The sequence below is a fragment of the Streptomyces sp. NPDC001941 genome, assembly GCF_040296945.1.
Taxonomy (GTDB): domain Bacteria; phylum Actinomycetota; class Actinomycetes; order Streptomycetales; family Streptomycetaceae; genus Streptomyces.
Map to the genome: position 1 here is coordinate 140,981 of NZ_JBEOYE010000007.1, position 25,817 is coordinate 166,797.

At 71.9% G+C, this 25,817-nt stretch carries 23 protein-coding genes and 1 tRNA gene; 11 read left to right on the forward strand and 13 right to left on the reverse strand.

Annotated elements, in window-relative coordinates:
- Positions 1-14 precede the first annotated feature (14 nt).
- Positions 15-1,085 (forward strand): class E sortase, encoded by a 1,071-nt coding sequence (locus ABT160_RS08830; protein ID WP_502984186.1) that lies wholly within the window; start codon positions 15-17, stop codon positions 1,083-1,085.
- 29 nt (positions 1,086-1,114) lie between these two features.
- Complete coding sequence (locus ABT160_RS08835) at positions 1,115-1,792, forward strand: class E sortase (RefSeq protein ID WP_351645356.1); 678 nt, start codon at positions 1,115-1,117, stop codon at positions 1,790-1,792.
- Between the two features lie 170 nt (positions 1,793-1,962).
- Here ABT160_RS08835 and pknB read toward each other — a convergent pair whose 3' ends face one another.
- The 6 genes from pknB to ABT160_RS08865 form a co-directional block, all read right to left on the reverse strand.
- Positions 1,963-3,981, reverse strand: coding sequence for a Stk1 family PASTA domain-containing Ser/Thr kinase (gene pknB / locus ABT160_RS08840; RefSeq protein ID WP_351645358.1), 2,019 nt, complete (start codon positions 3,979-3,981; stop codon positions 1,963-1,965).
- A 143-nt stretch (positions 3,982-4,124) separates the two neighbouring features.
- The gene (locus ABT160_RS08845; RefSeq protein WP_351645361.1) at positions 4,125-5,582 is read right to left on the reverse strand and encodes a peptidoglycan D,D-transpeptidase FtsI family protein; all 1,458 of its coding nucleotides are present in this window, start codon (positions 5,580-5,582) and stop codon (positions 4,125-4,127) included.
- A complete protein-coding gene (locus tag ABT160_RS08850) occupies positions 5,579-6,988 on the reverse strand; it encodes an FtsW/RodA/SpoVE family cell cycle protein (protein WP_351645362.1) in 1,410 nt (469 codons plus the stop codon). Before ABT160_RS08850 ends, ABT160_RS08845 begins: the two co-directional genes overlap by 4 nt.
- Positions 6,989-7,028: 40 nt before the next feature.
- Positions 7,029-8,498, reverse strand: a complete 1,470-nt coding sequence (locus ABT160_RS08855) for a Stp1/IreP family PP2C-type Ser/Thr phosphatase (RefSeq protein ID WP_351645364.1) — start codon at positions 8,496-8,498, stop codon at positions 7,029-7,031.
- A 186-nt stretch (positions 8,499-8,684) separates the two neighbouring features.
- The gene (locus ABT160_RS08860; protein WP_351645367.1) at positions 8,685-9,203 is read right to left on the reverse strand and encodes an FHA domain-containing protein FhaB/FipA; all 519 of its coding nucleotides are present in this window, start codon (positions 9,201-9,203) and stop codon (positions 8,685-8,687) included.
- Positions 9,204-9,213: 10 nt separating this feature from the next.
- Positions 9,214-10,155, reverse strand: a complete 942-nt coding sequence (locus ABT160_RS08865) for an FHA domain-containing protein (protein WP_351645370.1) — start codon at positions 10,153-10,155, stop codon at positions 9,214-9,216.
- 902 nt (positions 10,156-11,057) lie between these two features.
- Between ABT160_RS08865 and ABT160_RS08870 the strand changes: the two genes are divergently transcribed.
- From ABT160_RS08870 to ABT160_RS08880, 3 genes are all read left to right on the forward strand, one after another.
- A tRNA-Leu gene (locus ABT160_RS08870) sits at positions 11,058-11,141 on the forward strand.
- A gap of 266 nt (positions 11,142-11,407) precedes the next feature.
- Positions 11,408-13,135, forward strand: a complete 1,728-nt coding sequence (locus ABT160_RS08875; RefSeq protein WP_351645373.1) for a sensor histidine kinase — start codon at positions 11,408-11,410, stop codon at positions 13,133-13,135.
- Between the two features lie 36 nt (positions 13,136-13,171).
- Positions 13,172-13,831 (forward strand): response regulator transcription factor, encoded by a 660-nt coding sequence (locus tag ABT160_RS08880; protein WP_351645375.1) that lies wholly within the window; start codon positions 13,172-13,174, stop codon positions 13,829-13,831.
- A gap of 249 nt (positions 13,832-14,080) precedes the next feature.
- Here the strand turns inward: ABT160_RS08880 and ABT160_RS08885 are convergent, their stop codons facing one another.
- Positions 14,081-14,515, reverse strand: a complete 435-nt coding sequence (locus tag ABT160_RS08885; RefSeq protein ID WP_351645378.1) for a MarR family winged helix-turn-helix transcriptional regulator — start codon at positions 14,513-14,515, stop codon at positions 14,081-14,083.
- Positions 14,516-14,760: 245 nt separating this feature from the next.
- On the opposite strand from ABT160_RS08885, the gene ABT160_RS08890 reads away from it, so the two are divergent.
- The 3 genes from ABT160_RS08890 (at position 14,761) to ABT160_RS08900 (ending at position 17,673) form a co-directional block, all read left to right on the forward strand.
- Complete coding sequence (locus ABT160_RS08890) at positions 14,761-16,197, forward strand: DUF2252 domain-containing protein (protein WP_351645380.1); 1,437 nt, start codon at positions 14,761-14,763, stop codon at positions 16,195-16,197.
- Between the two features lie 166 nt (positions 16,198-16,363).
- Complete coding sequence (locus ABT160_RS08895) at positions 16,364-17,272, forward strand: J domain-containing protein (RefSeq protein ID WP_351645477.1); 909 nt, start codon at positions 16,364-16,366, stop codon at positions 17,270-17,272.
- 56 nt (positions 17,273-17,328) lie between these two features.
- Entirely contained in the window at positions 17,329-17,673 is a 345-nt protein-coding gene (locus tag ABT160_RS08900) for a rhodanese-like domain-containing protein (RefSeq protein ID WP_351645383.1), read from the forward strand.
- Between the two features lie 52 nt (positions 17,674-17,725).
- Here ABT160_RS08900 and ABT160_RS08905 read toward each other — a convergent pair whose 3' ends face one another.
- The 6 genes from ABT160_RS08905 to paaA all read right to left on the reverse strand — a co-directional run bounded on the left by ABT160_RS08905 (position 17,726) and on the right by paaA (position 22,636).
- The gene (locus tag ABT160_RS08905; protein ID WP_351645385.1) at positions 17,726-18,859 is read right to left on the reverse strand and encodes an acyl-CoA dehydrogenase family protein; all 1,134 of its coding nucleotides are present in this window, start codon (positions 18,857-18,859) and stop codon (positions 17,726-17,728) included.
- Positions 18,860-18,982: 123 nt separating this feature from the next.
- Entirely contained in the window at positions 18,983-20,038 is a 1,056-nt protein-coding gene (locus ABT160_RS08910; RefSeq protein ID WP_351645387.1) for a 2Fe-2S iron-sulfur cluster-binding protein, read from the reverse strand.
- Complete coding sequence (gene paaD / locus ABT160_RS08915) at positions 20,039-20,503, reverse strand: 1,2-phenylacetyl-CoA epoxidase subunit PaaD (RefSeq protein ID WP_351645478.1); 465 nt, start codon at positions 20,501-20,503, stop codon at positions 20,039-20,041.
- Between the two features lie 176 nt (positions 20,504-20,679).
- On the reverse strand, positions 20,680-21,405 hold the full coding sequence (gene paaC, locus ABT160_RS08920; RefSeq protein WP_351645390.1) for a 1,2-phenylacetyl-CoA epoxidase subunit PaaC: 726 nt from the start codon (positions 21,403-21,405) through the stop codon (positions 20,680-20,682).
- Complete coding sequence (gene paaB, locus ABT160_RS08925; protein ID WP_351645393.1) at positions 21,402-21,686, reverse strand: 1,2-phenylacetyl-CoA epoxidase subunit PaaB; 285 nt, start codon at positions 21,684-21,686, stop codon at positions 21,402-21,404. The genes paaC and paaB overlap by 4 nt, the downstream gene beginning before the upstream one ends.
- Complete coding sequence (gene paaA, locus ABT160_RS08930) at positions 21,683-22,636, reverse strand: 1,2-phenylacetyl-CoA epoxidase subunit PaaA (RefSeq protein ID WP_351645395.1); 954 nt, start codon at positions 22,634-22,636, stop codon at positions 21,683-21,685. Before paaA ends, paaB begins: the two co-directional genes overlap by 4 nt.
- 112 nt (positions 22,637-22,748) lie before the next feature.
- On the opposite strand from paaA, the gene ABT160_RS08935 reads away from it, so the two are divergent.
- From ABT160_RS08935 to ABT160_RS08945, 3 genes are read left to right on the forward strand one after another with little or no spacing between them, the layout of a single operon-like run.
- Positions 22,749-23,645 (forward strand): DUF5819 family protein, encoded by an 897-nt coding sequence (locus ABT160_RS08935; RefSeq protein WP_351645398.1) that lies wholly within the window; start codon positions 22,749-22,751, stop codon positions 23,643-23,645.
- Positions 23,642-24,898 carry an HTTM domain-containing protein gene (locus tag ABT160_RS08940; RefSeq protein WP_351645399.1) on the forward strand — a complete coding sequence of 419 codons (1,257 nt, stop codon included), beginning with the start codon at positions 23,642-23,644 and terminating at the stop codon, positions 24,896-24,898. The genes ABT160_RS08935 and ABT160_RS08940 overlap by 4 nt, the downstream gene beginning before the upstream one ends.
- Complete coding sequence (locus ABT160_RS08945) at positions 24,895-25,584, forward strand: TrmH family RNA methyltransferase (RefSeq protein ID WP_351645402.1); 690 nt, start codon at positions 24,895-24,897, stop codon at positions 25,582-25,584. The genes ABT160_RS08940 and ABT160_RS08945 overlap by 4 nt, the downstream gene beginning before the upstream one ends.
- Positions 25,585-25,817 lie beyond the last annotated feature (233 nt).

The following is a 25,817-nucleotide window of genomic DNA, read 5'->3' on the forward strand; positions in this document are numbered from 1 at the left end:
TCCGCTCCCCCGGCATGCCCGGGGAGCAGGAGTCCGCGCCGGCCGCCGACGACACCGCGCCGATACCCGGCCCGCCCGCCGACCCGGGCGCACCCGGCGGGCGGATACCCGGCCCCCGCACGGAAGCCGCCCCCGGCCCGTCCCCGGAGCCCTTCCCGGACCCGGCCGGCCCCGCGCCCGAGCCCTTCGCCGACCCGGCCGCCGACACGCCCGACGACGCCACCATGGCGCTGCGCACGGTCCCCGCCGCCGGTGAGCCGCTGCCGACCGGCCCCGGACGCGCCGAGCGCCGCAAGGCGGCCCGCAAGCGCGGCGGACGAGGCAGAGCGCCCCAGCGGCCCCAGAGGCCCCCAGAGGCCCCCCAGCGGCCTCTGACGCGGGTCGAGGCCCGCAGGGCCGCCCGCGCCCGCAAGGACAGCGTGGGCGTCGTCATGAGCCGCGTGGTGGGCGAGCTGTTCATCACCTTCGGCGTCGTGATGCTGCTCTTCGTCACCTACCAGCTGTGGTGGACCAACATCCGGGCCGGCCAGCAGGCCGACAAGGCCACCCACCAGATCCAGGACGACTGGGCCAAGGGCAGCGGCACCCCCGAGGCGTTCGAGCCCGGCCAGGGCTTCGCCATCATGCACATCCCCAAGCTGGACGTCGTCGTGCCGATCGCCGAGGGCATCAGCAAGGAGAAGGTCCTCGACCGGGGCATGGTCGGCCACTACTCCGAGGGCGGCCTCAAGACCGCGATGCCCTCCGCCAAGCAGGGCAACTTCGCCGTCGCCGGGCACCGCAACACCCACGGCGAGCCGTTCCGCTACATCAACCGGCTGACCAAGGGTGACCCGATCGTGGTGGAGACGCGGGACGCGTACTACACGTACGAGATGGAGAGCATCCTGCCGCAGACCTCCCCGTCGAACGTCAGCGTGATCGCGCCCGTGCCCGAGGGCTCGGGCTTCACCAAGCCCGGCCGCTACCTCACGCTGACCACCTGCACGCCGGAGTTCACCAGCACCTACCGCATGATCGTGTGGGGCAAGCTGGTGGACGAACGTCCGCGCAGCAAGGGCAAGCCGGCCGCGCTCGTAAGCTGATCCCTCCAGACCTGAAGACGGGACAGACAGTGGCAGCACGTGCGCGGAGCCGGATCGCCGGCGCCATCAGTGTCTTCGGCGAGCTGCTGATCACGGCGGGAGTCCTGCTCGGCCTGTTCGTCGTCTACTCGCTGTGGTGGACCAACGTCCTCGCCGACCGGCAGGCCGACCGCCAGGGCGACCAGGTCCGCGACCGCTGGGCCGGCGGCCCCGGCGCCCTGGACACCAAGGACGGCATCGGCTTCCTGCACGTACCCGCCATGAAGAACGGCGAGGTGCTGGTCAAGCGCGGCACCGACGCCAAGACCCTCAACGGCGGCGTCGCCGGCTACTACGAGAAGCCGGTCAAGTCCGCGCTCCCCCAGGACCTCAAGGGCAACTTCACCCTGGCCGCGCACCGCGACGGCCACGGCGCCAAGTTCCACAACATCCACAAGCTCAAGGACGGCGACCCGATCGTCTTCGAGACCAAGGACACCTGGTACGTCTACAAGGTCTACGAGACGCTCCCCGAGACCTCCAAGTACAACGTGGACGTCCTGGACCAGGTCCCCAAGGAGTCCGGCAGGACCAAGCCGGGCCGCTACATCACCCTGACGACCTGCACGCCCATGTACACCTCGGACTACCGCTACATCGTGTGGGGCGAGCTGGTGCGCACCGAGAAGGTCGACAAGGACCGCACCCCGCCCGCCGAACTGCGCTGACGGACTCGGTACCGCGTACGGGAGCCGACAGACGCTTCCCGCTTACGCGAGCCGACAGACGTTCCCCACGTACGGGAGAGGGCCCCGGCACCATCAGGTGCCGGGGCCCTCTCCCGTACGTACCGCAGCCCTGCGGGCAGCGGCCGCGGACCGTCCGTGGTGCCGGAGTGCTAGTCGTGCTCGCGGTGCGAGAGGCCGTCCAGTCCGAAGACCGTGTTGCCGCCGTTGTCACCGCCCTGCTGGCCGTTCCCGCCGTTGTTGCCGCCGCCGCCCATCGTCTTCACGTTGACCTGCTGGTTCGGCTGCGCCTGGCTGCCGCCCTGCGGGTCCTGCGTGAGCACGCGCGCGTTGTCGTCGTTCGGACCGTCGACGTTGCCCAGCTGCAGCCCCGCCTGCTGGAGCAGCTGCTTCGCCTCGCCCAGCGTCTTGCCGAACAGGCTGGGCACCTGCGCCTGCTGCTTGGGGCCCTTGGAGACCTCCAGCGTCACCGTGGAGTCCTTGTCGGCCTTGCCGCTCTTGGGGTCCTGCTTGACGACCTGGTTGGCCGGCTTGTCCGAGTCGACGTCGACCCGGGCCACCTTGAAGCCCAGGCCCTCCAGCTGCGCCTTCGCCGCGTTGAAGTCCTGGCCCTCGACCGAGGGCACGTCCTGCTGGCCCTTCTTGGCGACGGTCAGCGTGACCTTGGTGCCCTTCTCGACCTCGGTGTTGCCCTCGGGGTCCTGGCCCAGGACGGTGCCCGGCTCCTTGTCCGAGTCCTTCTGCTCCACCTCGATGTTGCTGAAGCCGGCCGACTGCAGGTTGTTGCGGGCCTTCTCCAGGGACTGCTCGGTGACGTCCGGCACCTTGACCTTGGGGGCGCCCTCGGAGACGACGACCTGCACGGTGTCGCCCTCGTTCATCTTGGCGTCGCCCTCGGCCGAGGGGGTCTGGCTGCAGATCGCGCCCTTGGGCTGGTCGCAGCGCTCCGTGCCCGACGTGGCGACCTTGACGCCCGCGTTCGTCGCGAGCCCCTGGGCCTGCTTCAGCGTCTTGCCGACCAGCTGCGGCACGGTGACCTGGCTGGAGTCGTCGCCCGTGCTGCCGAACACCGCCCGGCCGATCAGGACCGCGCCGATCAGCACCAGGATGCCCGCGACCACCAGCAGGATCGTCGACGTGTGCGACTTCTTCTGGCGGCGCCGGTCCGGACGCTCGTCGTACCCGTAGCTCCCGTCGTCCGGGTTCATGGGCGGCAGCATGCTCGTCTGCCCGGCCGCGTGGTCCGCCTGGCGCAGCGCCGTCGTGGGCTGGTCCTCCGGCGGGTAGCCGCCGTAGCCGACGGCGCCCAGGGCGGCCGTCGCGGCGACCGGCTGCCCGTCCAGGCACGCCTCGATGTCGGCCCGCATCTCGTCGGCCGACTGGTAGCGGTAGTCCGGGTCCTTGACCAGCGCCTTCAGGACGATGGCGTCCATCTCCGGCGTGATCTCGGGGTCGTACACGCTCGGCGGCTGCGGCTCCTCGCGCACGTGCTGGTACGCCACCGCGACCGGCGAGTCGCCGACGAACGGCGGCCGCACGGTCAGCAGCTCGTACAGCAGGCAGCCCGTCGAGTACAGGTCCGAGCGGGCGTCCACCTGCTCGCCCTTGGCCTGCTCGGGCGAGAGGTACTGCGCGGTGCCGATCACGGCCGCGGTCTGCGTCATGGTCATGCCGGAGTCGCCCATGGCGCGGGCGATGCCGAAGTCCATGACCTTGACCTGGCCGGTGCGCGTGAGCATGACGTTCGCCGGCTTGATGTCGCGGTGCACGATGCCGGCGCGGTGCGAGTACTCCAGCGCCTGCAGGATGCCGACCGTCATCTCCAGCGTGCGCTCGGGCAGCAGCTTGCGCCCGGAGTGCAGCAGCTCGCGCAGCGTCGACCCGTCGACGTACTCCATCACGATGTACGGGATCGAGACGCCGTCGACGTAGTCCTCGCCGGTGTCGTAGACCGCGACGATCGCCGGGTGGTTGAGCGAGGCGGCCGACTGGGCCTCACGGCGGAACCGGGCCTGGAAGGACGGGTCACGGGCGAGATCGGCCCGCAGCGTCTTCACGGCGACGGTGCGGCCGAGCCTGGTGTCGTGGGCGAGGTAGACCTCCGCCATGCCACCGCGGCCGAGCACCGAGCCCAGCTCGTACCGGCCGCCGAGGCGACGCGGCTCTTCCATAACTGTTCCAGCCCTCTCCGTCAGTCCCGACCGCACCCGTGTGTGGTCCGGCGGTGTGCTGTTCGCGCATACGCTACCGGGCACCGCGCGCTGATCAGCGCGCGACCGTCAGCTGATACCCGACCGGTACACGGGCCCACGGGTCACTTCTTGCTCTCGAGGACCGCCTTCATCACGTCGTGGGCGATCGGCCCGGCCAGGCCGCCACCGGTGATGTCGTCCCGGCGCGCGTCGCTGTCCTCCACGATGACCGCCACCGCGACCGGGGAGCCGGCGTCCGTCCTGGCGTACGAGATGAACCAGGCGTAGGGGTTCTTGCTGTTGCGCTCGCCGTGCTGCGCGGTGCCCGTCTTGCCGCCGACCTTGAAGCCGTCGATGGCCGCGCTGGAGCCCGTGCCGTTCTCGACGACGCTCTCCATCATCTGCTGGAGCAGCTGCGCGTTCTTCTGCGACAGCGGCCGGCTCATCTCCTCCGGCTCGGTCTTCTGCAGCACGTCCAGGTTCGGCGCCCGCAGCTGGTCGATCATGTACGGCTTCATCAGCTTGCCGTCGTTGGCGATCGCCGCCGTGACCATCGCCATCTGCAGCGGGGTGGTCGCCGTGTTGAACTGTCCGATCGAGGAGAGCGCGTTGCCCGGGCGGTCCATCTTGGAGTCGTACACCGAGGCCACCGCGCGCACCGGCACGAACTGCTCCTCGGTGAAGCCGAACTTCTTCGCCGTCTCCAGCATGTCGTCCCGGCCCACCTCGTCGCCGAGCTTGGCGAACACCGAGTTGCAGGAGACCTCCAGGGCCTTCTTCAGGCTCGCGTTCTTGCAGCCCGACGCGTGGTTCACCATCGGCGTGCTGGTCGTCGGAAGGATGTACGGCTCCGGCGTGTCCGTCGCCGCCTCGACGTCGGTGATCTTGCCGTGCTCCAGCGCCGCCGCGGCCGTGACGACCTTGAACGTCGAACCGGGCGGGTAGATCTCGCGCAGCGCGCGGTTCAGCTTCGGCTTGTCCGGGTCCTTCTCCAGCGCCGTCCAGGCCGTCGCGTCCTTGTTGTGGTACCCGGCGAAGGCCGAAGGGTCGTACGAAGGGGTGGACGCCAGCGCCAGGATCCGGCCGGTCGCCGGGTCGATCGCCGCGACCGCGCCCTTCTTCTTGCCCAGGCCCTCGTAGGCGGCGCGCTGCGCGGCGCCGTTCAGGGTCGTGATGACGTCGCCGCCCTTCTTCTTGTCACCCGTGAACATCGCCAGGGTGCGGTCGAAGAAGAGCCGGTTGTCGTTGCCCGTGAGGATGCCGTCCTCGATCTTCTCGATCTGGGTGGCGTCGTAGGCCTGCGACGCGTACCCCGTCACCGGCGCCCACATGGGGCCGTCGACGTAGGTGCGCTTGAACTTGTACAGGGTGTCCTTGGTGTCGACCGAGCCGGTGATCGGCTTGCCGTCGACGATGATGTTCCCGCGCTCGCTCGCGTACCGCTCGATCGTGGTCCGGCTGTTCTTGTCCTTGGAGTTGAGCTCCTCCGCCTGCACGTACTGCAGCCAGTTGGTGCGCACCAGGAGCGCGAGGACCAGCAGCCCGCAGAAGACGGCGATTCTGCGAAGGGGCTTGTTCACGGGCGGACCACCTGGGTCATCTCGGCGTCCGGGGACGGCGCGGGGGCGGGGGCGGGACGGCGCGCGGTGTCACTGATGCGGATCAGGATGCCGATCAGCGCCCAGTTCGCCAGCACCGAGGAACCGCCGTACGCGACGAACGGCATGGTCATGCCGGTCAGCGGGATCAGGCCCATCACACCGCCCGCGACGACGAACACCTGGATCGCGAACGCGCCCGACAGGCCGATCGCCAGCAGCTTGCCGAACGGGTCCCGCGCCGCCAGCGCCGTACGGATGCCCCGCTCGACGATCAGGCCGTACAGCAGCAGGAACGCCATCATCCCGGCCAGGCCCAGCTCCTCGCCGACCGTGGAGAGGATGAAGTCCGCGTTGGCCGCGAAGCCGATCAGGTCCGAGTTGCCCTGGCCCAGGCCCGTGCCGAGCGTGCCGCCCGAGCCGAACGACATCAGCGCCTGCGCGATCTGGTCGCTCTGCGCCATCGTCTCCTTGCCGAACGGGTCCAGCCAGAACTGCACGCGCTGCTGCACGTGCGGCTCGAAGGACGCCACGCCGACCGCGCCGGCCGCCGACATCAGCAGGCCGAAGACGATCCAGCTGGTCCGCTCCGTCGCCACGTACAGCATGATCACGAAGAGGCCGAAGAACAGCAGCGACGTACCCAGGTCGGTCTCGAAGACCAGGATCAGGATCGACATGCCCCAGACGACCAGGATCGGGCCCAGGTCGCGCCCGCGGGGCAGGTACAGGCCCATGAAGCGGCGGCTGGCCAGCGCCAGCGCGTCCCGCTTCACCATCAGGTAGCCCGAGAAGAACACCGCGATGATGATCTTCGCGAACTCGCCGGGCTGCAGGTTCAGCGGACCCAGGCTGATCCAGATCTTCGCGCCGTTGCGCGCCGGGAAGAACATCGGGAGGATCAGCAGCACCAGCGACACGGCCATCGAGATGTACGTGAAGCGCTGCAGGATCCGGTGGTCCTTCAGCAGCAGCAGCACACCCACGAACAGCGCGATGCCGATCGCCGAGTACAGCAGCTGCTTGGGCGCGTCCGGGCTGAACGAGCCCCACGCGTTCTGCGCCCGCTGGATCAGCCGCGGCGACTGGTCCAGACGCCAGATCAGCACCAGGCCCAGACCGTTCAGGAGCGTCGCCAGCGGCAGCAGCAGCGGGTCCGCGTACTTGGCGAACTTGCGCACCACCAAGTGGGCCACGCCCGCCAGCAGACCGAGCCCGATGCCGTACCCCAGCATGCCCGTGGGGACCTTGCCGTCCATGGCCAGGCCCACGTTGAGGTACGCGAACACCGGGATGACGACGGCGAACGCCAGCAGCGCCAGCTCGGTGTTGCGGCGGCTCGGCAGTTCGATCGCGCCGATGGTGGTCGTGTTGGTGACAACGCTCATGGTGGTGAAAGGCCCCCCTACGGGTCCCTGCTGCTCGTCGTTACTGCTTGCCGCAGTTGGAGGCCAGCTTCTTCTCGTCCTCCGAGAGAGTGGGCCCCGGAGAGGGAGAGGCCGTGGGCTTCGTCCCGGCCTCGCTGCCCGACCGGCTCTCGGGCGGCTTCGAGCTCGCCTCGTCGCCCGCCTTGCGCGCCTGGTCCTGCTTCTTGCACGCCGACGCCTGCACCGCGAGCTCCTCGACCTTGGCCTGCGCCTTGTCGAGGCTCCCGCCCGTGATCGTCTCCTCGACCTGCTTGCGCTGGTACGGCGGCAGGTACTTGAGTTCGATCTCGGGGTGGTCCTTCTGGACCTCCGACAGGTCCACCCAGGCCAGCTTCTGGCTGATGCCCCGGTACAGCGCCACGTGCTCGTCGTTGGAGCCCACGTAGTACTGCGTCTGCGTCCAGCGGTAGCCGCCGTACGCACCGCCGCCCACCACGGCCAGCGCCAGCAGCAGGAAGAAGGATCTCTTCAGCCAGCGCCGCCCCGTGCGCGGCTTCACGAAGTCGTCGTCCGTGTACGCCCCGAAGCTGCCCTGCGGCGGCATCCCGCCGTACCCGGAGTCATCGCCCGACCCGGGCGGCCCGAAGCCCCCCGCGGGCGCCTGCGGGGCCGCCGGACGGCCCAGGCTCGACGCGCGCCCCGCGGGCGTCTGCATCGCGCCGCCGTCGCCCAGCTGCACCTGGTTCTCCGCGACCGCGCCGACCACCACCGGGGTGTCGCTCAGCTGCCCGGCCAGGGTGTCGCCGCCGTCGACGTCCAGGACGTCCGCGATGATCACCGTGATGTTGTCCGGGCCGCCGCCGCGCAGCGCCAGCTGGATCAGGTCCTGCACGGTCTCCTGCGGGCCCTGGTAACTGGCGAGCGTCTCCTCCATCGTCTGGTGGGAGACCACGCCCGACAGGCCGTCGGAGCAGATCAGGTAGCGGTCGCCGGCCCGCACCTCGCGGATCGACAGATCGGGCTCGACGTGGTCGCCGCTGCCCAGCGCGCGCATCAGCAGCGAGCGCTGCGGGTGCGTCGTCGCCTCCTCCTCGGTGATGCGGCCCTCGTCGACCAGCCGCTGGACCCACGTGTGGTCCTGCGTGATCTGCGTCAGCACGCCGTCGCGCAGCAGGTACGCGCGCGAGTCGCCGACGTGTACGAGACCCAGCCGCTGGCCGGTCCACAGCAGGGCCGTGAGCGTCGTGCCCATGCCCTCCAGCTGCGGGTCCTCCTCGACCATCAGCCGCAGCTGGTCGTTGGCCCGCTGCACCGCCGTACCCAGGGAGGTGAGGATGTCGGAACCGGGCACGTCGTCGTCCAGCGTGACCAGCGTGGAGATGACCTCCGACGAGGCGACCTCTCCGGCCGCCTGTCCGCCCATGCCGTCGGCGATGGCGAGCAGCCGCGGACCGGCGTAACCCGAGTCCTCGTTGCCCTCGCGGATCATGCCCTTGTGCGATCCGGCGGCGAAGCGCAGTGACAAGCTCATGCGCACCTGCCCCGTCGACGTCGCGGGGTACAGCCGGTCTCGTGCCACACTGCCCACCCTCCGGTCGGGAGCCTGTGCCGGTCCGCCGTGAGGACCCGCCGGGCCGTCGCCCCGCCCGCCGTGGCGGCTTGCCGGTCCGCGGGGGAGACCGTCGCGGCTCGCTCGCTCCGCTCGCTCATTGTCGTACTACTTCCGCAGCTCGATGACGGTCTTGCCGATGCGGATCGGCGCGCCGAGCGGAATCGGGGTCGGGGTGGTGAGTCGGGTCCGGTCCAGGTACGTGCCGTTGGTGGACCCGAGATCCTCGACGATCCACTGGCCGTCACGGTCCGGGTAGATCCTGGCATGCCTGCTGGACGCGTAGTCGTCGTCCAGCACGATCGTGGAGTCGTGTGCCCGGCCCAGCGTGATGGTCTGCCCCTGCAGGGCGACCGTCGTGCCCGTCAGCGTGCCCTCCGAGACGACCAGCTTGGTGGGGGCTCCCCGGCGCTGGCGGCCCGGCTGCTGGCGCTGCTGCGGCGGTGCCGCGGCCTGCTGCTGCTGGCGCGCCGCCTGCTGCTGGCGTCCGCTGTCACGGCGCGAACCGCGCTGGGTGACGCGCGTACCGAACAGGTCGCTCCGGATGACCTGGACGGCCACGATCACGAACAGCCACAGAACGGCCAGGAAACCTAGCCGCATGACCGTCAGGGTCAGCTCTGACATTGCCCCCGCTTCACCCTTCGGCTTGCCGGTAAACGATGGTGGTGCTGCCCACGACGATCCGCGAGCCGTCGCGGAGCGTAGCGCGGGTGGTGTGCTGCCCGTCTACCACGATGCCGTTGGTAGACCCGAGATCCTGGATCGTCGAGGGCGTTCCGGTCCGGATCTCACAGTGCCGGCGCGAGACGCCGGGGTCGTCGATCCGCACGTCGGCGTCGGTGCTGCGGCCCAGCACCATCGTCGCGCGGGAGATCTGGTGGCGGGTGCCGTTGATCTCGATCCAGCGCCGCACCTGGGCGCCGGGTGCCGCGGGACGGGCCGCCGAGGGCGCGGGGCCCACGCGGCCCCCACCGCCCGGCGGAGGCGCGGCGGGCATCGGCGGAGCGCCCGCGGGCGGGTAGCCGTAGCCCCCGCGCGCCGGCGCGGAACCCGCTCCGGGGGCGCGGCCGGGCGCGGCCGCCGGCCCGCCTGCCGCGCTCTGCGCGCCCTGGCCCTGGCCGTGACCGGGACCCTGGTCCGGACCCGGTCCGGATCCCGGTCCCTGTCCTGGTCCGGATCCCGGTCCCTGGGACTGTGACGAACTCGACGCGAGCGTGCGGCTGCGCACGCGGTACAGACCCGTGTCGAGGTCGTCGGCCTTCTCCAGGTGGACCTTGATCGGTCCCATGAAGGTGTAGCGCTGCTGCTTCGCGTAGTCCCGCACCAGCCCGGAGAGCTCGTCGCCGAGCTGGCCCGAGTAGGGGCTGAGGCGCTCGTAGTCCGGCGCGCTCAGCTCCACGATGAAGTCGTTGGGGACGACCGTCCGCTCGCGGTTCCAGATCGTCGCGTTGTTGTCGCACTCGCGCTGCAGCGCGCCGGCGATCTCGACGGGCTGGACCTCAGACTTGAAGACCTTCGCGAAGGTGCCGTTGACCAGACCTTCGAGCCGCTGCTCGAAACGCTTCAGGACTCCCATGGGGCACCTCCTCCGTCGTTGTCGTCCTGGTACTGCTTACTGATCGTATCCACGCGTCGGGAAATCGGCTGGTTCCCCTTCTCTGCCCTGTGGACGAGTGTCACCTCTCACACGGATCGTAGAGGCGGCCTCCTGACAGTGTCCCGCACCCGGGGTACACCGAGGAGGACCGGGTTCGGAAGCTCGGCGTTGCCTCACGGCACGGGCGGGTTCGTGACGAGGTCGGTACGGGGGCGGTGCCGGGGCGGTACGGGGCGGTACGGGGCGGGTGTGGTGCGGGGTGTGCGGGGCCGGGCGGGGTGCGTCGGGTGCGTCGGCGTGCGTGCTGTGCGTGGTGTCGGCGTCGCGCCGGTGTCGTGCCGGCGTGAGATGTGCCTCGCCGTGACGGGCGAGGTGTGACGGGTGGGGCGCCGGAGGGTCTGTCTCCGTCGTCGCTCGTCGCTCGTCGCTCGTCGCTCGTCGTGCCGTCGCGTCGTCGCGTCGGCACGACGTTCCGTGGTGAGTGGTCCGCCGTTCCTCTGCTCGTCCGCTGTCGCTGCTTGCCGCCGATTCCGTCTCGTCCTCGTCCCTTGTCCTCGTCTCCTGCCCTCGTCCCTTGTCCTCGTCTCCTGCTCTACGTCTTCATCGTGGTGCTCCTCCTCGTGGTCCCTTCTCCCCCTCCCCGCGCGGGCCGTGGGCGGGCGAGTTGCCCACCCGGCTCCGGCGGCCGCGAGCGCGGGCAGGTGCGGGATGCGTGCCCGGGTGCGTACGAGGAGCCGTGTGCGGGCTCCTCCACCTCCTCCTTGTTCGGTCCTCGGGTCCCCGAAACAAACGGATGTGAATCCACCGTCCGCGACGTGCTAATCTTCAGATGTCGCCAGGGAGCGCACCGACAAGGTGAAGAACCGAACGACACACCCAATGCGCGGGTGGCGGAATAGGCAGACGCGCTGGATTCAGGTTCCAGTGCCCGAAAGGGCGTGGGGGTTCAACTCCCCCCTCGCGCACAGAGCGAACGGTCCCATCGTGAAAACGATGGGACCGTTTCGCGTTTCCGGAGCGCGTGGGCCCGGGGCGTGGGGATCCGACCGAGGTCCGGTCCGAGCGTCCGGCGTCCGGGCCTCATTGGTCGCGGGCGACGGCCTTCTGGTCGCGGGTGACGATCTCCTGGCCCTGGACGACGGCCTCCTGGCCGTGGACGACAACCTTCGTCGTGGGCGTCCGCGACGAAAGAGAGCGGCGGGCCGGGGCCCTCTGTGCCTACCGTTCCCTTGTGGATGCGTCATCGAAGGTCAGAGCCGCGTGGCAGTGGCTGGCCGCCCCTGAGCTGTGGTCGCGGCGCCGTCTCGCGGGCGAGCCGGTGCTCGCGCTCGTCATGGCGGTGCTGGCGGCCGGGATCGAGGAGCTGCTCAACGCCTCGGGGCTCCGGCTCCTCCTCGTCGCCGTCGCGACCGTGCTGCTCTCCCTCCTGCGCCGACGGCTGCCGACGCCTGTGCTCCTCGTCACAGGGGCCCTGACGCCGCTCGTGGGCGGCTTCGTGGTGCTGCTGATGCTGGTCGGCTGGTCGGCCGGGCACCGCATCGCGCGGCCGGGCCGCGCGATGGGCGCCTTCGTGGGGGCGTACGGGCTGTTCGTGCTCACCACGGTCCTGGAGGCCGGGGACAGCGAGCGCACCCTGACCTCGGCCCTCGTCGGCACCCTCTACTTCCTGGTCGCGACCGCAGTCCCGGGACTGGCCAGCCGGTACTGGACGCAGCGACGCACCCTGCTGCACGCCCTCCAGGAGCGCAACGCGCAACTGCTGCGCGAGCGCGCGATGGTGGCCGGGCAGGCGCGGCTGCGCGAGCGCCAGCGCATCGCCCAGGACATGCACGACAGCCTGGGGCACCAGCTGGCGCTGATCGCCGTGCACACCGGGGCCCTGGAGGTCGACCGGGAACTGACGCCCCGGCAGCGCGAGGCGGTCGGGGTGCTGCGGGAGGCCTCCGTGGCGGCCATGCACGAACTGCGGGAGGTCGTCGGCATCCTGCGCGACGGCGTGGAGGCGCCGGCCCCGCCGGACGAGGCGGGCCCGGCGGCTCGGGGGACGGCCGGCATCGACGGTCTGGTCGAGGCCGCGCGGGCCGCGGGCACCCAGGTGGAGCTGCGGCGCTCCGGCGACCACAAGCCGCTTCCGGCCGCCGCCGACCACGCCGCGTACCGGATCGTGCAGGAGGCGCTGACGAACGCGTACAAGCACGCGCCGGGCGCCCCCATCGGCGTGGAGCTGCGCTACGAGCCGGACTCCTTCGTCGTCGAGATCGTCAACGGCGCCTCCAGCGCCACCCGGCACGGCGAGGTCGTCAGCGGCGGCCAGGGCCTGACGGGGCTGCACGAGCGGGCCCGGCTGGTGGGCGGCATGGTGCACGCGGGGCCGTCGGAGGGGAAGCCCGGCTTCCGGGTGGCGGGCGTGCTGCCGTACGAGCCGTCGGGGGCCGTGGAAGTCGCGCCTTTGGTGGATGCCGCCGACGACTTCCGGCAGCAGTCGCCGTATCCCGCCGTCCGCGATGGTGGTCCCGTCGATCCGGGGATGCAGCGGACCGTCCTGGAGCGGGAGCTGGCGATGGCGTTGAACGGGGGTGCCAAGCGGGGCAGCAGGAAGAACGGGGTGGCGCTCGGCTGCGGCATAGCGGTGGCGGCCGTGGTGCTGCTGGTCGTGGCGGTCGGGGCCGGGTTGTTCTTCCTCGTGGGGTCGGTGAGCAAGAGCATGATCGAGCCCGGCGAGTACGAGGCGGTGAAGATCGGGACCAGCGAGAAGGAGGTCCGCGACCGGCTGCCGAGCGGGGACACCATCGCCACCACCGGACTGCACGGCAAGGGCCCCGAGAAGCCGGAGGGCTCCGAGTGCCTGGTGCTGATGTCCTCGGAGGTGGGGGACAACGTCGACACCGAGCCGGTTTTCCGGTTCTGCTTCAAAGACGGCAAGCTGATCGAGAAGAAGGCGTACGAGGTCGAGCGCTGAGCCCGGGCGGGCGGGCGCGGTGAATCGGGGGTACGGGTGGCTGGGCCGCACATCAGAGTGGTGATCGCGGACGACGAGCCGCTGATCAGGGCCGGGATCCGGATGATCCTCACCTCGGATCCGGGCATCGAGGTCGTCGCGGAGGCGCGCGACGGGCGCGAGGTCGTCGAGCTGGCCCGGCTGCACGCGGCCGACGTGGTGCTGCTCGACATCCAGATGCCGGTGGTCGACGGGCTGAGCGCGCTGCCCGAGCTGCGCAGGGCCGCACCGTCGGCGCGGGTGATCGTGCTGACGACGTTCGGCGAGCGGGAGAACGTGCTGCGGTCGCTGGAGCACGGCGGCGCCGGGTTCCTGCTGAAGGACACCGCGCCCGCCGAGCTGATCCGCGCGGTGCGCGCGGCGGCGGCCGGGGACGCCTATCTGTCGCCGGCCGCGACGCGGCACGTGGTGGACCAGCTGGCGTCCGGCCGCGCCGCCGCCCGTACCGAGGAGGCCCGGGCCCGGGTGGACGCGCTCAGCCCCAAGGAGCGCGAGGTCCTGGCCCTGCTCGGCGAGGGACTGTCGAACGCGGACGCGGGTAAGCGGCTGCACATGAGCGAGGGCACGGTGAAGACGTACGTGAGCCGGATCCTGGCGAAACTCGACTGCGAGAACCGGGTGCAGGCGGCGCTGCTGGCGCGGGACGCGGGGCTCTAGTCACACGAGTTCCCAGGGACACGGGACCGGTGCGATGAGCGGATTCTAGGGACAGCCGACTCCGCGGACCCCTGGGCCGCTCAGGCAGTGGTTCCGGGGTCCTGCGGATCTGGTGACGACCGATTTATTCATCATTATGGCGATGTGGAGTTCCTGTGACGCCGGACTCTGCGGATGCGCGGCTGCGGGGAGAGCGTGTCCCGGGTGCGCGGCACCGCTCCGACCCTGCGGGACGCGGGACGTCGGGTGTCACTCGGCAGTGACGGCCGAGTTGTAGCGCAGCAGATAGTCCGCGAAGCGGGCCAGGTCCTCGGCCGACCAGTCACCGAGCCGCTCCTGGTAGGCCGCGCGGCGACTGGCGTGCGTCGAGGAGAGCAGCCTGGTGCCCGCCTCGGTCGGATGCAGCACCTGCACCCGGTGGTCGGCCGGATCGGAGCGCCGCTCGACCAGCCCGAGCCGCTCCAGGGACGCGACCTGGCGCGAGACCGTGGACTTGTCCAGCAGGTAGTGAGCGGCCAGATCGGTCGCCCGGCAGCCCTCCCGCTCGTCGATGTGCGCCAGCAGCGTGTACGAGACCAGCGGCAGCTCCGGATGGAGCCGGGCCGCGGTCGCCCGGGCGCGGCGGGCGAAGGCCGTCAGCTCGCGCTGGATGGTGTCGACGGACGCGTCTCTGGTGCCTGGCATGGCTCCATTTTCCCTGGTCCGGAGCGGGGTCCGGCTGCCGAGGCGGCGCCGAGGCCCGCGAGGCCCGTTCCGGCGGCCGCCGCGAGGTTATCCACAGGGGCAGACGGCCGTCGGACCCCGGCGGTAACGTCGTGCTCAGTTGATGTTGCGCAGCCGACGCGACAGCGACGACCGGACGCCCCGGGACCACCGGGCGCGCCCGGGACCTCGCACCACGTACGAACGAAAACGGGGGGTGGCACGCCATGGGCGAGCCCGAGACGGCAGTACCCGCGCAGCGGGCGGTGGACCAGCGGATTCCGGCGGTCCCGGGCTTCGCCCGGCGCACCGCGGCGGGGGCCTCCAAGGCCGCCAAGAACCACGGCAAGACACTGCGCGACCAGGTGCCCCGCGCCTCCCACGCCACCCTGCCCCCCGCCGACGGACGCCCCGACGCGGTGCGCGCCGTCGAGGAGTCCAGTCGCGGCCGCGTCCCCGAACTCACCCCGATACGGGTGGGCCGCATGGCCGCCACGCCCTTCGCCTTCCTGCGCGGCTCCGCCGGACTCATGGCGTACGACCTCGTGGGCACGCCCGTGACGGGCGTCGAGGCCCAGATATGCGGCGACGCGCACGCGGCGAACTTCGGCCTCTACGGCGACGCCCGCGGCCGGCTCGTCATCGACCTCAACGACTTCGACGAGACCGTGGTCGGCCCCTGGGAGTGGGACGTCAAGCGGCTCGCCGCCTCCCTGGTGCTCGCCGGGCGGGAGGCCGGGGCCGACGAGGAGACCTGCCGCCGGGCGGCGTTCGACGCGGCCGGCGCCTACCGGCGCACCATGCGGCTGCTGGCCAAGCTCCCCGCGCTCGACGCGTGGAACGCCATCGCCGACGAGGAACTCGTCTCCCACACCGACGCCCACGACCTGCTCGGCACGCTGGAGCGGGTCTCGCAGAAGGCCCGGCAGAACACCAGCGGCCGGTTCGCCGCCAAGTCCACCGAACAGGGGCCCGACGGCGGGTGGCGCTTCGTCGACGCGCCCCCGGTGCTGCGCCGGGTCGGCGACGCCGAGGCCGCGGCCGTCACCGAGGCCCTCGGCCCCTACCTGGGGACGCTGTCCGAGGACCGGCTGCCGCTCCTCGCGCGGTACGCGGTGCACGACGTGGCGTTCCGGGTGGTCGGCACCGGCAGCGTGGGCACCCGGTCGTACGTGGTGCTGCTCCTCGACCACCGGGGCGAGCCGCTGGTCCTGCAGGTGAAGGAGGCCAGGACGTCGGTGCTGGTGCCGCACCTGGAGGCGGCCGGCTTCCGGGTGGCCCCGGCCGAGCACGAGGGACGCCGGGTGGTGCTGGGGCAGAAGCGCATGCAGGTCGTCAGCGACATCCTGCTGGGCTGGACCACGGTGCAGGGCAGGGAGTTCCAGGTACGCCAGTTCCGCAACCGCAAGGGCAGCGTCGACCCGGCCGCGCTCGCGGTCGACCAGATAGACGACTACGGCCGGATGACCGGGGCCCTGCTGGCCCGGGCCCACGCCCACAGCGCCGACCCCCGGCTGATCGCCGGTTACTGCGGCAAGAACGAGGAGCTGGACGAGGCGATCGCCGGCTTCGCCGTCGCCTACGCCGACCGCACCGAGGCGGACCACGCCGACCTGGTCGCGGCGGTGCGCGCCGGGCGGATCGGGGCTGAGCTGGGGGTGTGAGCGGGGGCGGGGCCATGGCGGGGGTGGGGGCGGGGGTGTGGGCGTGAGCCTGCGCTGGGGGTGAGGGGGAGGGGCGGGAGGGGGGAGGGGAGGGGAGGCCCCCCGAGGTGTGGTGGGCCCTTAGGCTGGGTGGGTGACGACCCGGAGCGACGACGTGACCGAAGACATGGACGACCGCGGCGCGCGGGACGAGGCCGGGGCCGGGGCCGCTGGTGGTCCGGCGGGCTTCGGCTCGGAGGCCGGCGCCGATGAGGGTGCCGGTGCCGATGCCCGCGCTGGTTCGGGGGCTGGGGGTGGTGCTGGGCGGCCTGAGGAGCGGTTGGCGCGGGCCGTGCGGGCGGCGGAGCAGGCGTTGATCGAGTTCGAGATCGCCGTCGAGACGTTCCGGGTCGAGGTGGAGAACTTCTCCCGGCTGCACCACCAGAAGCTCGGGCCGATGTACACGCGGCTGGACGAGCTGGACGCGTTGATCGCCGAGGCGCGGGCGGCGCGTACCGGGGACCCGGAGGACCAGCGGATCGCGCGGGAGGCGCGGGCGCGGGTGATGCCGATGCCGGGGGTGGAGGAGCTGTTCCACGACTGGATGGACTCCGACGGCCTGTCCCCCGAGGCTTCCGCGATGCTGACCGGTCAGGCGGTGCGGCCGCCGCAGCGGGTGCGGCCCAGTGACGAGGCGCGCAAGCTCTACCGCGAGCTGGCCCGCAAGGCGCATCCCGATCTGGCGCCGGACGAGGCGGAGCGGGCGCGGCGCGAGGAGTTCATCCAGCGGGTGAACGTGGCGTACGGGCGCGGGGACGAGGCGTTGCTGCGTGAGCTGGCCGAGGAGTGGGCGGCGGGTCCGGTGCCGGCGGAGGCGCGGCTGACCGAGAGCGAGGAGCTCTACGCCCGGCTGGAGTGGCTGTCGCAGCGCAAGGAGCTGCTGACGGTGCTGGCCAGGGAGCTGGAGGAGAGCGCGATCGGCGCGATGCTGCGGATGGCGCCGGATGATCCGGATCGTCTGCTCGAGGAGATCGCGGAGCAGTTGCTGGCGCAGGTCGCCGAGCGTGAGGCGGAGCTGACGGGGCTCGTGCAGTAGGTTTCCTGGGGTTCGCGCACGGTGTGCGTACGTTGCGATGAGAGAAGGCCTGATCCATGAACTTCGCACCGCTGCCCTCGGTGGACGTCGCGTCCGTGCCGGCCGATGCGCTGGTGCTGGACGTCCGTGAGGCCGACGAGTGGGCGGCCGGGCACGTCGACGGTGCGCTGCACGTGCCGATGAGCGACTTCGTGGCGCGGTTCGGTGAGGTGACCGAGGCGGTGGCGGACGGGCGGCGCGCGTATGTGATGTGCCGGGTCGGTGGCCGGTCGGCGCAGGTGACGCAGTACTTGGTGCGGCAGGGCATCGACGCGGTGAACATCGACGGCGGCATGCAGGCGTGGGACGGTGCCGGGCGGCCGATGGTGACGGACGGCGGCGGCCCGGCTTTCGTCCTCTGAGGTGATCCCCGGGGGCCCGGGGATCTCGGAACCCCCTGAGGCCGGCCCGGTGTCAGCCCAGGGGGTGGGCGGCCAGGAGGTCGCCAAGTGCTTCCTCGTGGGCGGCGGCGGGGCCGAGGGAGAGTTCGAGCTGCTTGGCCCAGGCGTGGTAGCGGTGCAGCGGGTAGTCGGTGTCGGCGCCGAATCCGCCGTGCAGGTGCTGGGCGGTCTGGACGACGCGGCGTACGCCTTCGGAGGCCCAGATCTTGGCGACGGCGATGTCCCCGGCGGGCGGGAGGGCTCCGGTGGCTCCGCTGCTGATGCGCCAGGCGGCCTGCCAGAGGGTGGCTTCCATGGCGCGCAGGTCGATGTAGCGGTCGGCGGCCTGGACGGCGACGGCCTGGAACGTGGCGACGGGGTGGCCGAACTGTTCGCGCTTGCTGGTGTACTGGCTGGTCATGGTGAGGACGGCTTCGCCGAGGCCGAGGGCGAGGGCGCAGGTTCCGGTGGCGAGCAGCTGGTGGAGCCGTTCCCAGGCGCCTTCGGCGTCGATGACGTCGTGGGCGGGGACGCGGGTGGCGTCGAGGCGAACTTCGGCGAGGAGTTCGCCGCTGGTGGACACCTGGTCGGTGAGGGTGAGCCCGTCGTGGACGCGGGGGACGAGGGCGAGCACGGTGCGGCCGTCGCCGGTGTGGGCGGGTACGGCGATGCGGTCGGCGCTGTGGGCCCAGGGGACGGCGGTCTGGGTGCCGTCGAGGATCCAGGCGGCGCCGTCCTGGCGTGCGGTGACGGCGAGTGGGGCCGGGTCGTGGCCGGTGCGGCCGTGGGCGGCGGCGGTGAGGACGAGGGTGCCGCGGCCGATGGCGGGCAGGAGTTCGGCGCTGAGTGCGGGGTCGGCGTACCGCTCGATGGTCATGGCGACGGCGCTGGTCTCCAGGAGCGGGACGCGGGCGAGGACCTTGGCGGATTCGCGCAGGACGAGGCAGAGGGCGACGGGGTCGAGGCCGGCGCCGCCGTGTTCGGGGGAGAGGACGAGGCTGAGCAGGTCGGAGTCGGCGAGGGCGGCCCACAGGGGGCGGTCGTAGTCGTCGGCGACGGCGCCCGGGGTGAGCGCGGGGCTGGGTACCCGGTCGGGTGTGACGCCTGAGAAGACGGCTTTCGCCGCCTCGACGGCCGCCTGCTGCTCCTCGGTGAAGGTGAAGTCCACAGCCCTGTCCTCCCGCGTCGCACCGCTGTCTGCCGCCCGATCGATCTGACGGATCGTCAAGATAGAACAGGTTCTAGCGGAAGGGAATGGCGGGGGCACGGTCGCGGCCGGCCGTCGGCGGGGTCAGCGGTCGAAGTCCAGCTCCACTTCCGGGCTCAGGGGGTGGGACTGGCAGGCCAGTACGTACCCCGCGTCGGTCTCCTCGGGCTCCAGCGCGTAGTTGCGCTCCATGCGGACCTCGCCGGAGACGAGGAACGACCGGCAGGTGCCGCACACCCCGCCCTTGCACGCGTACGGAGCGTCCGCGCGGGCCCGCAGGACCGTCTCCAGGAGCGATTCGCCCTCCTGGACCGCCCAGGTGCCGGAACGGCCGTCGAGCGTCGCCGTGAGCGTGCTGCCCGCGGGGGCGGCGGCCGGGACCGCGACGGGTGCCGTTCCCTCGTCGACGTGGAAGACCTCCTGGTGGATCCGGGCGCGCTCCACGCCCAGGCCGCGCAGGGCCTGCTCGGCGCCCCGGACCAGGCCGAGCGGACCGCACAGGAACCAGCCGTCGACCGCCTCGACCGGCAGCAGCGCCGGGAGCAGCGCGCGCAGCCTCGGCTGGTCGAGCCGCCCTGAGGGGAGTCCGGCCTGCTGTTCCTCCCGGGAGAGCACGGTGACCAGCTGGAAGCGGTCGGGGTAGCGGTCCTTCAGGTCGGCCACCTCGTCCAGGAACATGGTGGAGGCCGCGGTGCGGTCGCTGCGTATGAGGCAGAACCGCGCGCCGGGCTCGCTCGCCAGCAGGGTGGCCGCGATGGACAGCACCGGGGTGATGCCGCTGCCGCCGACGACGGCCGCGAACCGTCCGGCGCGCGGGGCGAGGGTGAAGCGGCCCAGCGGTTCCATGACATCGACCAGGTCGCCGACGGCCAGCTCCTTGAGCGCGTACGTGGAGAACTCGCCGCCGTCCACCAGGCGGATGCCGACCCGGACGACCGGGTCCGCGCCGTGCGGGGCGGCCGGGGCGCAGATCGAGTACGTACGCCTGATCTCCCCGCCGCGCACGGTGCGGCGCAGCGTGACGTGCTGGCCGGGCGTGTGCCGGAAGGCCTCGTGCAGCTCGGGCGGTACGGCGAAGGTGACGGCGACCGCGTCGTCGGTGAGCCGCTCGACCTCGCTGACCCGGAGCGGATGGAACATCTACAACTCCTTGAAGTGGTCGAACGGTTCGCGGCAGCTCACGCAGCGGCGCAGTGCCTTGCAGGCGGTGGAGGAGAACCGGCTGAGCAGCTCGGTGTCGGTGGAGCCGCAGTGCGGGCAGCGGATCGCCAGGGTGAGCGCGACCGTGCCGCCGGGGCCCTGCGGGCGGGGCGGGGCGATGCCGAACGCGTCGAGCTTGCGCCGCCCCTCGGCGCTGATGTCGTCGGTGGACCAGGCCGGGGAGAGGACCTTGACGACCGAGACGTCGGGGACGCCGTGGTCGTGCAGCAGGCGCTCGATGTCGGCGGACATCGCCTCGACGGCGGGGCAGCCGGTGTACGTGGGGGTGAGCTCGACGGTCACCCGTCCCGGGCCCTCGACCTGGACGCCGCGCAGGACGCCCAGTTCGGCCAGGGTCAGTACGGGGAGCTCGGGGTCGGGCACGGAGCCGGCGAGGGCGCGCAGTTCGGCTTCGAGGGGGGTCTCGTGGGTGCCCTGGGTCCCCTGAGTCCTCTGAGTCCTCTGGGTCCCCTGGGTCCCGTGCTGGCCGGCGAGTGCGGCGCGCGGGTCGGGGCCGGTGCGCGCGGAGGTGGGGTTGGAGGCCGTGGCGGAGGTCGTGTCGGCGGTCGTGCCGGCGGTGGTCACCATGACGCCCCCGGGTGGCTGCGGTGCAGGTGCTGCATCTCGGCGAGCATCCGTCCGAAGGACTCGGTGTGCAGGCCCTGCCGTCCCGCGCCGGCCGTCCAGGCGCCGGTGCGCGGCCCTTCGGGGACGTCCACGGTGGCCTGCCGGAGGACGGCGGTCACCGACTCCAGCCAGCGGTCCTGGAGGTCCTGCCAGTCGACGTCCAGGCCGGGGACGGGCTGGAACATCTCGCCGGTGAAGCGCCACAGGGCCGTGGCGGCGCGCGCCATGCGCTCGTGGCCGGCCGGGGTGCCGTCGCCCAGGCGCAGGGTCCAGTGCTCGGCGTGGTCGCGGTGGTAGGCGACCTCCTTGACGGCCTTGGCCGCGAGGCCGGCCAGCTCGCCGCCGGAGCGGGCCAGCTGCCCGTACAGCAGGTGCTGGTAGGTGGAGAAGTACAGCTGGCGGGCGATGGTGTGGGCGAAGTCGCCGTTGGGCTGCTCGACCAGCTGCAGGTTGCGGAACGCGCGCTCCTCGCGCAGGTACGCCAGTTCGTCCTCGTCGCCGACCAGGGACAGCAGGATGCGGGCCTGGCCCAGCAGGTCGAGCGCGATGTTGGCGAGCGCGACCTCCTCCTCCAGGACGGGCGCGTTGCCCGCCCACTCCCCCAGCCGCTGGGCCAGGACCAGCGCGTCGTCCCCGAGGGCGAGGGCGGCGGCCGCGGTGTCGGTGGCGGGTGCGGTCACAGGTTCTTCACCCCTTCCGGGACCTCGTAGAACGTGGGGTGGCGGTAGGGCTTGTCGGCCGACGGCTCGAAGAAGGGGTCCTTCTCGTCGGGCGAGGAGGCGGTGATCGCCGAGGAGGGCACGACCCAGAGGGAGACGCCTTCGCCGCGCCGGGTGTACAGGTCCCGCGCGTTGCGCAGGGCCATCTCGGCGTCCGGCGCGTGGAGGCTTCCCGCGTGGGTGTGGGACAGTCCGCGGCGCGAGCGCACGAACACCTCCCACAGCGGCCAGTCCTGCGTCATGCCCGTACCTCCCCGTGCTTGGCGGCGTAGGCCGCGGCGGATTCCCTGACCCAGGCGCCCTCTTCGTGGGCGCGGCGGCGCCGGTCGATCCGCTGCTCGTTGCAGGGGCCGTTGCCCTTGAGGACCTCCCAGAACTCCGTCCAGTCGATCGCCCCGAAGTCGTGGTGCCCGCGCTCCTCGTTCCACCGCAGGTCCGGGTCGGGCAGGGTGAGGCCGAGGGCCTCGGCCTGCGGGACGCAGATGTCCACGAAGCGCTGGCGCAGCTCGTCGTTGGAGTGCCGCTTGATCTTCCAGGCCATGGACTGCGCCGAGTGCGAGGACTCGTCGTCCGGGGGGCCGAACATCATCAGCGACGGCCACCACCAGCGGTCGACCGCGTCCTGCGCCATGGCGTGCTGGGCGGGGGTGCCCCGGGAGAGGGCGAGCAGCGACTCGTACCCCTGGCGCTGGTGGAAGGACTCCTCCTTGCAGATCCGCACCATCGCGCGGGCGTACGGCCCGTAGGAGCAGCGGCACAGCGGGACCTGGTTGGTGATCGCGGCGCCGTCCACGAGCCAGCCGATGGCGCCGACGTCGGCCCAGGTCAGGGTGGGGTAGTTGAAGATCGAGGAGTACTTCTGGCGGCCCGAGTGGAGCTTGTCGAGGAGCTCGTCGCGGCCGGTGCCGAGGGTCTCGGCGGCGCTGTAGAGGTAGAGGCCGTGGCCCGCCTCGTCCTGCACCTTGGCCATCAGGATCGCCTTGCGGCGCAGCGAGGGCGCCCGGGTGATCCAGTTGGCCTCCGGCTGCATGCCGATGATCTCCGAGTGCGCGTGCTGCGCGATCTGGCGGACCAGCGTCGCCCGGTAGGCGTCGGGCATCCAGTCGCGCGGTTCGATGCGCTCGTCGGCGGCGACGGCGGCATCGAACACCGCCTCGTACGCCTCCTGCGTGTCCGCAGTCACTGCCGTCATCGGACCCCCTACCGACCGATCGTTCGGTTGAATCCCTTCAATGGTGGGTCGGCGGCCCGTAAGGTGTCAACCCTGTGGATAACGCTTGAGCACCGTGGGGAATCGGGGCGGGATGGACTCGTACGACGACGAGGGCGGCGCGCGGGTCGGCGCACCGGCACCTCACCACCGGGCCGACGCGGCCGGCCGGGAGGCCGGAACCGCCGCGTCCGCCCTCGGCACGCCCGCTGAACCGTCTGCCGGACCGCCCGCCTGGGCGTCCGGTGCGCAGGCCGCCCCGGACGCTCCCGGAACCCCCGAAGGTGCCGAGGAGCACGCCCCCGCGCCCCCGCACCCGCCCCGGGCCCAGGTCGGCATAGCCGGTCTTTCGCTGGGCTACCAGGTGGCCGCGGCCTTCGTCCTCGCCGTCGTCGGCGTCCTGGCCTGCGTCCACCTCGCCATGGTCTTCCTGCACGTGGCGCCGTCGAACACGGTGACCAAGGAGCACGGCGAGACGATCGACTCGTGGATCTACCCCGAGTTCGAGCAGAACTGGAAGCTCTTCGCCCCCAACCCGCTCCAGCAGAACATCGCCGTCCAGGTGCGTGCCGAGGTCGCCACGGCGGACGGCGGGCGCCGCACGACGGACTGGATCGACCTCTCCGCCGATGACGCGGACGACATCGAGGGCAACCTCGCCCCCAGCCACGTCAGCCAGAACGAACTGCGCCGGGCCTGGGACTTCTTCGTCAACTCGCACACCAACGACAACAAGCCCAACGGCACGCGCGGACAGCTCTCGGAGCGCTACGTGCGCCGCATCGCGATGCTCCGCCTCGACGGGCACGCCCTCGGCGGTCGCGTCGAGCGGATCCAGCTGCGCTCCTCCACCGCGGCCGTGAAGGCGCCGCCGTGGAGCGACGAGAAGATCGACACCCGTCCCTTCCACCGGCTCCTGCCCTGGTGGACGGTGACCGCCGCGGACCTGCCCGCCGGCGTGCGCAACGGCGGCCCGGAGGCGGCGAAGTGAACGAGACCAGCACCCCGCCGGCCCGGGACACCGCGGCGACCGCCGCCCCCGTTCCCCAGTCAGCCCGCGACCCCCGGCCGCGCCTGGTGGCCGCCCTGCAGCGGGTGACCGCGCACGCCCTCGGCCCGTACCAGAGCGCCGTGGTGCGCATCGGTTTCTCCGCGGCCTGGCTGTTCTTCCTGCTGCGCGAGTTCCCCAACCGCCGTGAGCTGTACGGACCCGGCGGGCCCTGGAGCTGGGACATGGGCCAGCAGTTGGTCTCCCAGAACCACGCCTTCACCCTGCTGCTGCTCTCCGACAGCACCGTCTGGTTCGAGGTCGTCTACGCGGTGGCCCTGCTGTCCGCGGCCCTGCTGCTGGTCGGCTGGCGCACCCGCACCATGTCCGTGCTGTTCATGGTGGGCGTGCTGTCGCTGCAGAACCGCTCGGTCTTCATGGGCGACGGCGGGGACAACGTCATCCACCTGATGGCGATCTACCTGGTGCTCACCCGCTGCGGCCAGGTGTGGTCGCTGGACGCGCGGCGCCGCGCGCGCCGCCCGGAGGCGGAGGACCGCGTCGGCCCGGTGCTGTGGCTGGTGCTCGGCACGGGGCTGCTGGCGCTGACGTTCCTGGGCGGCCGGGTGGGCGCCGGGGAGTGGTGGCTGACGGCCCTGATGTGGGCGGTGTGGCTGGCGCAGGCCGTGTGGTGGCTGGTGTGCCGGTACGGGCCGGGCGAGCCGCGCACGCTGGCGGACGTGGCCGCGAACCTGGTGCACAACGCGACGCTCGGCGTGGTCATGGCCGAGGTCTGTCTGATCTACGCCACCGCCGGCTGGTACAAGATCCAGGGGTCGCGCTGGCAGGACGGCACGGCGCTGTACTACCCGCTCAACCTGGACTACTTCTCGCCCTGGCCCGCGCTGTCCGGGCTGCTCTCCTCCAGCGGCGTCATCGTCATGCTGATCACGTACGGAACGGTGATCGTGCAGGTCGCCTTCCCGTTCACGCTGTTCAACCGGCGGGTGAAGAACGTGCTGCTGGTGATGATGATGCTGGAGCACGCGGGCATCGCGCTGATCCTGGGACTGCCGTTCTTCTCGCTCGCGATGATCGCCGCCGACGCGGTGTTCCTGCCGACCGCCTTCCTGGTGTGGCTGGGGGCGCGGGTCTCGCGCGGCGCCGGGCGGCTGCGTCCGGGCGGCCGGGACGAGCTCCCCCGGGAGACGGAGCGGCGGGAGGCGGAGCCGGCGGCCCGTACGCTCGTCGGGTGAGCACCACCGAACAGCCGCGCGGGGACGGGTCCCCGCAGCCCCTGCAGTACGACGACGGCTTCCCGCAGGAGGTCGGCGTCGGGCCGCACCCCCTGCCGTGGCCGGAGGGCGACCGCTACGACCCCGAGCTGCTCGCGCACGGCGACCGGCGCAACGTCGTGGACGGCTACCGCTACTGGACGCGCGAGGCGATCGTGGCGGACCTGGACACCCGCCGCCACGGCTTCCACGTGGCGGTGGAGAACTGGGGGCACGACTTCAACATCGGCTCGGTGGTGCGCACGGCCAACGCCTTCCTCGCCGAGGAGGTGCACATCGTGGGCCGCAAGCGCTGGAACCGGCGCGGGGCGATGGTCACCGACCGCTACCAGCACGTGCGCCACCACCCGGACACCGCCTCGCTGACCGCGTGGGCGGCGGCCGAGGAGCTGCCGATCATCGGCATCGACAACCTGCCCGGATCGGTCCCGCTGGAGCGCACCGAGCTGCCCGAGCGCTGCGTCCTGCTGTTCGGGCAAGAGGGGCCCGGGCTGACCGAGCAGGCCCGCGAGCACGCCGCGATGGTCTGCTCGATCGCCCAGTTCGGCTCCACCCGGTCGATCAACGCGGGGGCCGCCGCGGCGATCGCCATGCACGCGTGGGTGCAGCGGTACGCGGACGTGCCCGCGCCCGGCACCACGGTCTAGGACCGGCTGTCCGGCCGTACGGACGGGTCCTGGGACCCGAACGGACGGGTCCGGGACCGTCGTACGGGTCTCCGGACTGCGGACCGCCCACGGGTCCCGGGACCGCCGGGAAGGTGCCGCGGCCCGTCCGGGCAGTCCCGGGACTGACGGTCGGCCTCAGGCTCAGGCTCACCGGACAGTCCCGGGACTGGCACGGCCGCCGAAGCACTGCCCCTCCGGCCGTCGTGCCCGCC

What these genes read in the sequence shown, in the direction of transcription:
- ABT160_RS08935 (WP_351645398.1), top strand. Translation starts at nt 22,749, where the DNA reads ATGGACTCGTACGACGACGAGGGCGGCGCGCGGGTCGGCGCACCGGCA.
- ABT160_RS08895 (WP_351645477.1), top strand. Translation starts at nt 16,364, where the DNA reads ATGGACGACCGCGGCGCGCGGGACGAGGCCGGGGCCGGGGCCGCTGGT.
- ABT160_RS08860 (WP_351645367.1), bottom strand. Translation starts at nt 9,203, where the DNA reads ATGTCAGAGCTGACCCTGACGGTCATGCGGCTAGGTTTCCTGGCCGTT.
- ABT160_RS08890 (WP_351645380.1), top strand. Translation starts at nt 14,761, where the DNA reads ATGGGCGAGCCCGAGACGGCAGTACCCGCGCAGCGGGCGGTGGACCAG.
- ABT160_RS08850 (WP_351645362.1), bottom strand. Translation starts at nt 6,988, where the DNA reads ATGAGCGTTGTCACCAACACGACCACCATCGGCGCGATCGAACTGCCG.
- ABT160_RS08900 (WP_351645383.1), top strand. Translation starts at nt 17,329, where the DNA reads ATGAACTTCGCACCGCTGCCCTCGGTGGACGTCGCGTCCGTGCCGGCC.
- ABT160_RS08830 (WP_502984186.1), top strand. Translation starts at nt 15, where the DNA reads ATGCCCGGGGAGCAGGAGTCCGCGCCGGCCGCCGACGACACCGCGCCG.
- paaA (WP_351645395.1), bottom strand. Translation starts at nt 22,636, where the DNA reads ATGACGGCAGTGACTGCGGACACGCAGGAGGCGTACGAGGCGGTGTTC.
- ABT160_RS08865 (WP_351645370.1), bottom strand. Translation starts at nt 10,155, where the DNA reads ATGGGAGTCCTGAAGCGTTTCGAGCAGCGGCTCGAAGGTCTGGTCAAC.
- ABT160_RS08910 (WP_351645387.1), bottom strand. Translation starts at nt 20,038, where the DNA reads ATGTTCCATCCGCTCCGGGTCAGCGAGGTCGAGCGGCTCACCGACGAC.
- ABT160_RS08885 (WP_351645378.1), bottom strand. Translation starts at nt 14,515, where the DNA reads ATGCCAGGCACCAGAGACGCGTCCGTCGACACCATCCAGCGCGAGCTG.
- ABT160_RS08855 (WP_351645364.1), bottom strand. Translation starts at nt 8,498, where the DNA reads ATGAGCTTGTCACTGCGCTTCGCCGCCGGATCGCACAAGGGCATGATC.
- paaB (WP_351645393.1), bottom strand. Translation starts at nt 21,686, where the DNA reads ATGACGCAGGACTGGCCGCTGTGGGAGGTGTTCGTGCGCTCGCGCCGC.
- pknB (WP_351645358.1), bottom strand. Translation starts at nt 3,981, where the DNA reads ATGGAAGAGCCGCGTCGCCTCGGCGGCCGGTACGAGCTGGGCTCGGTG.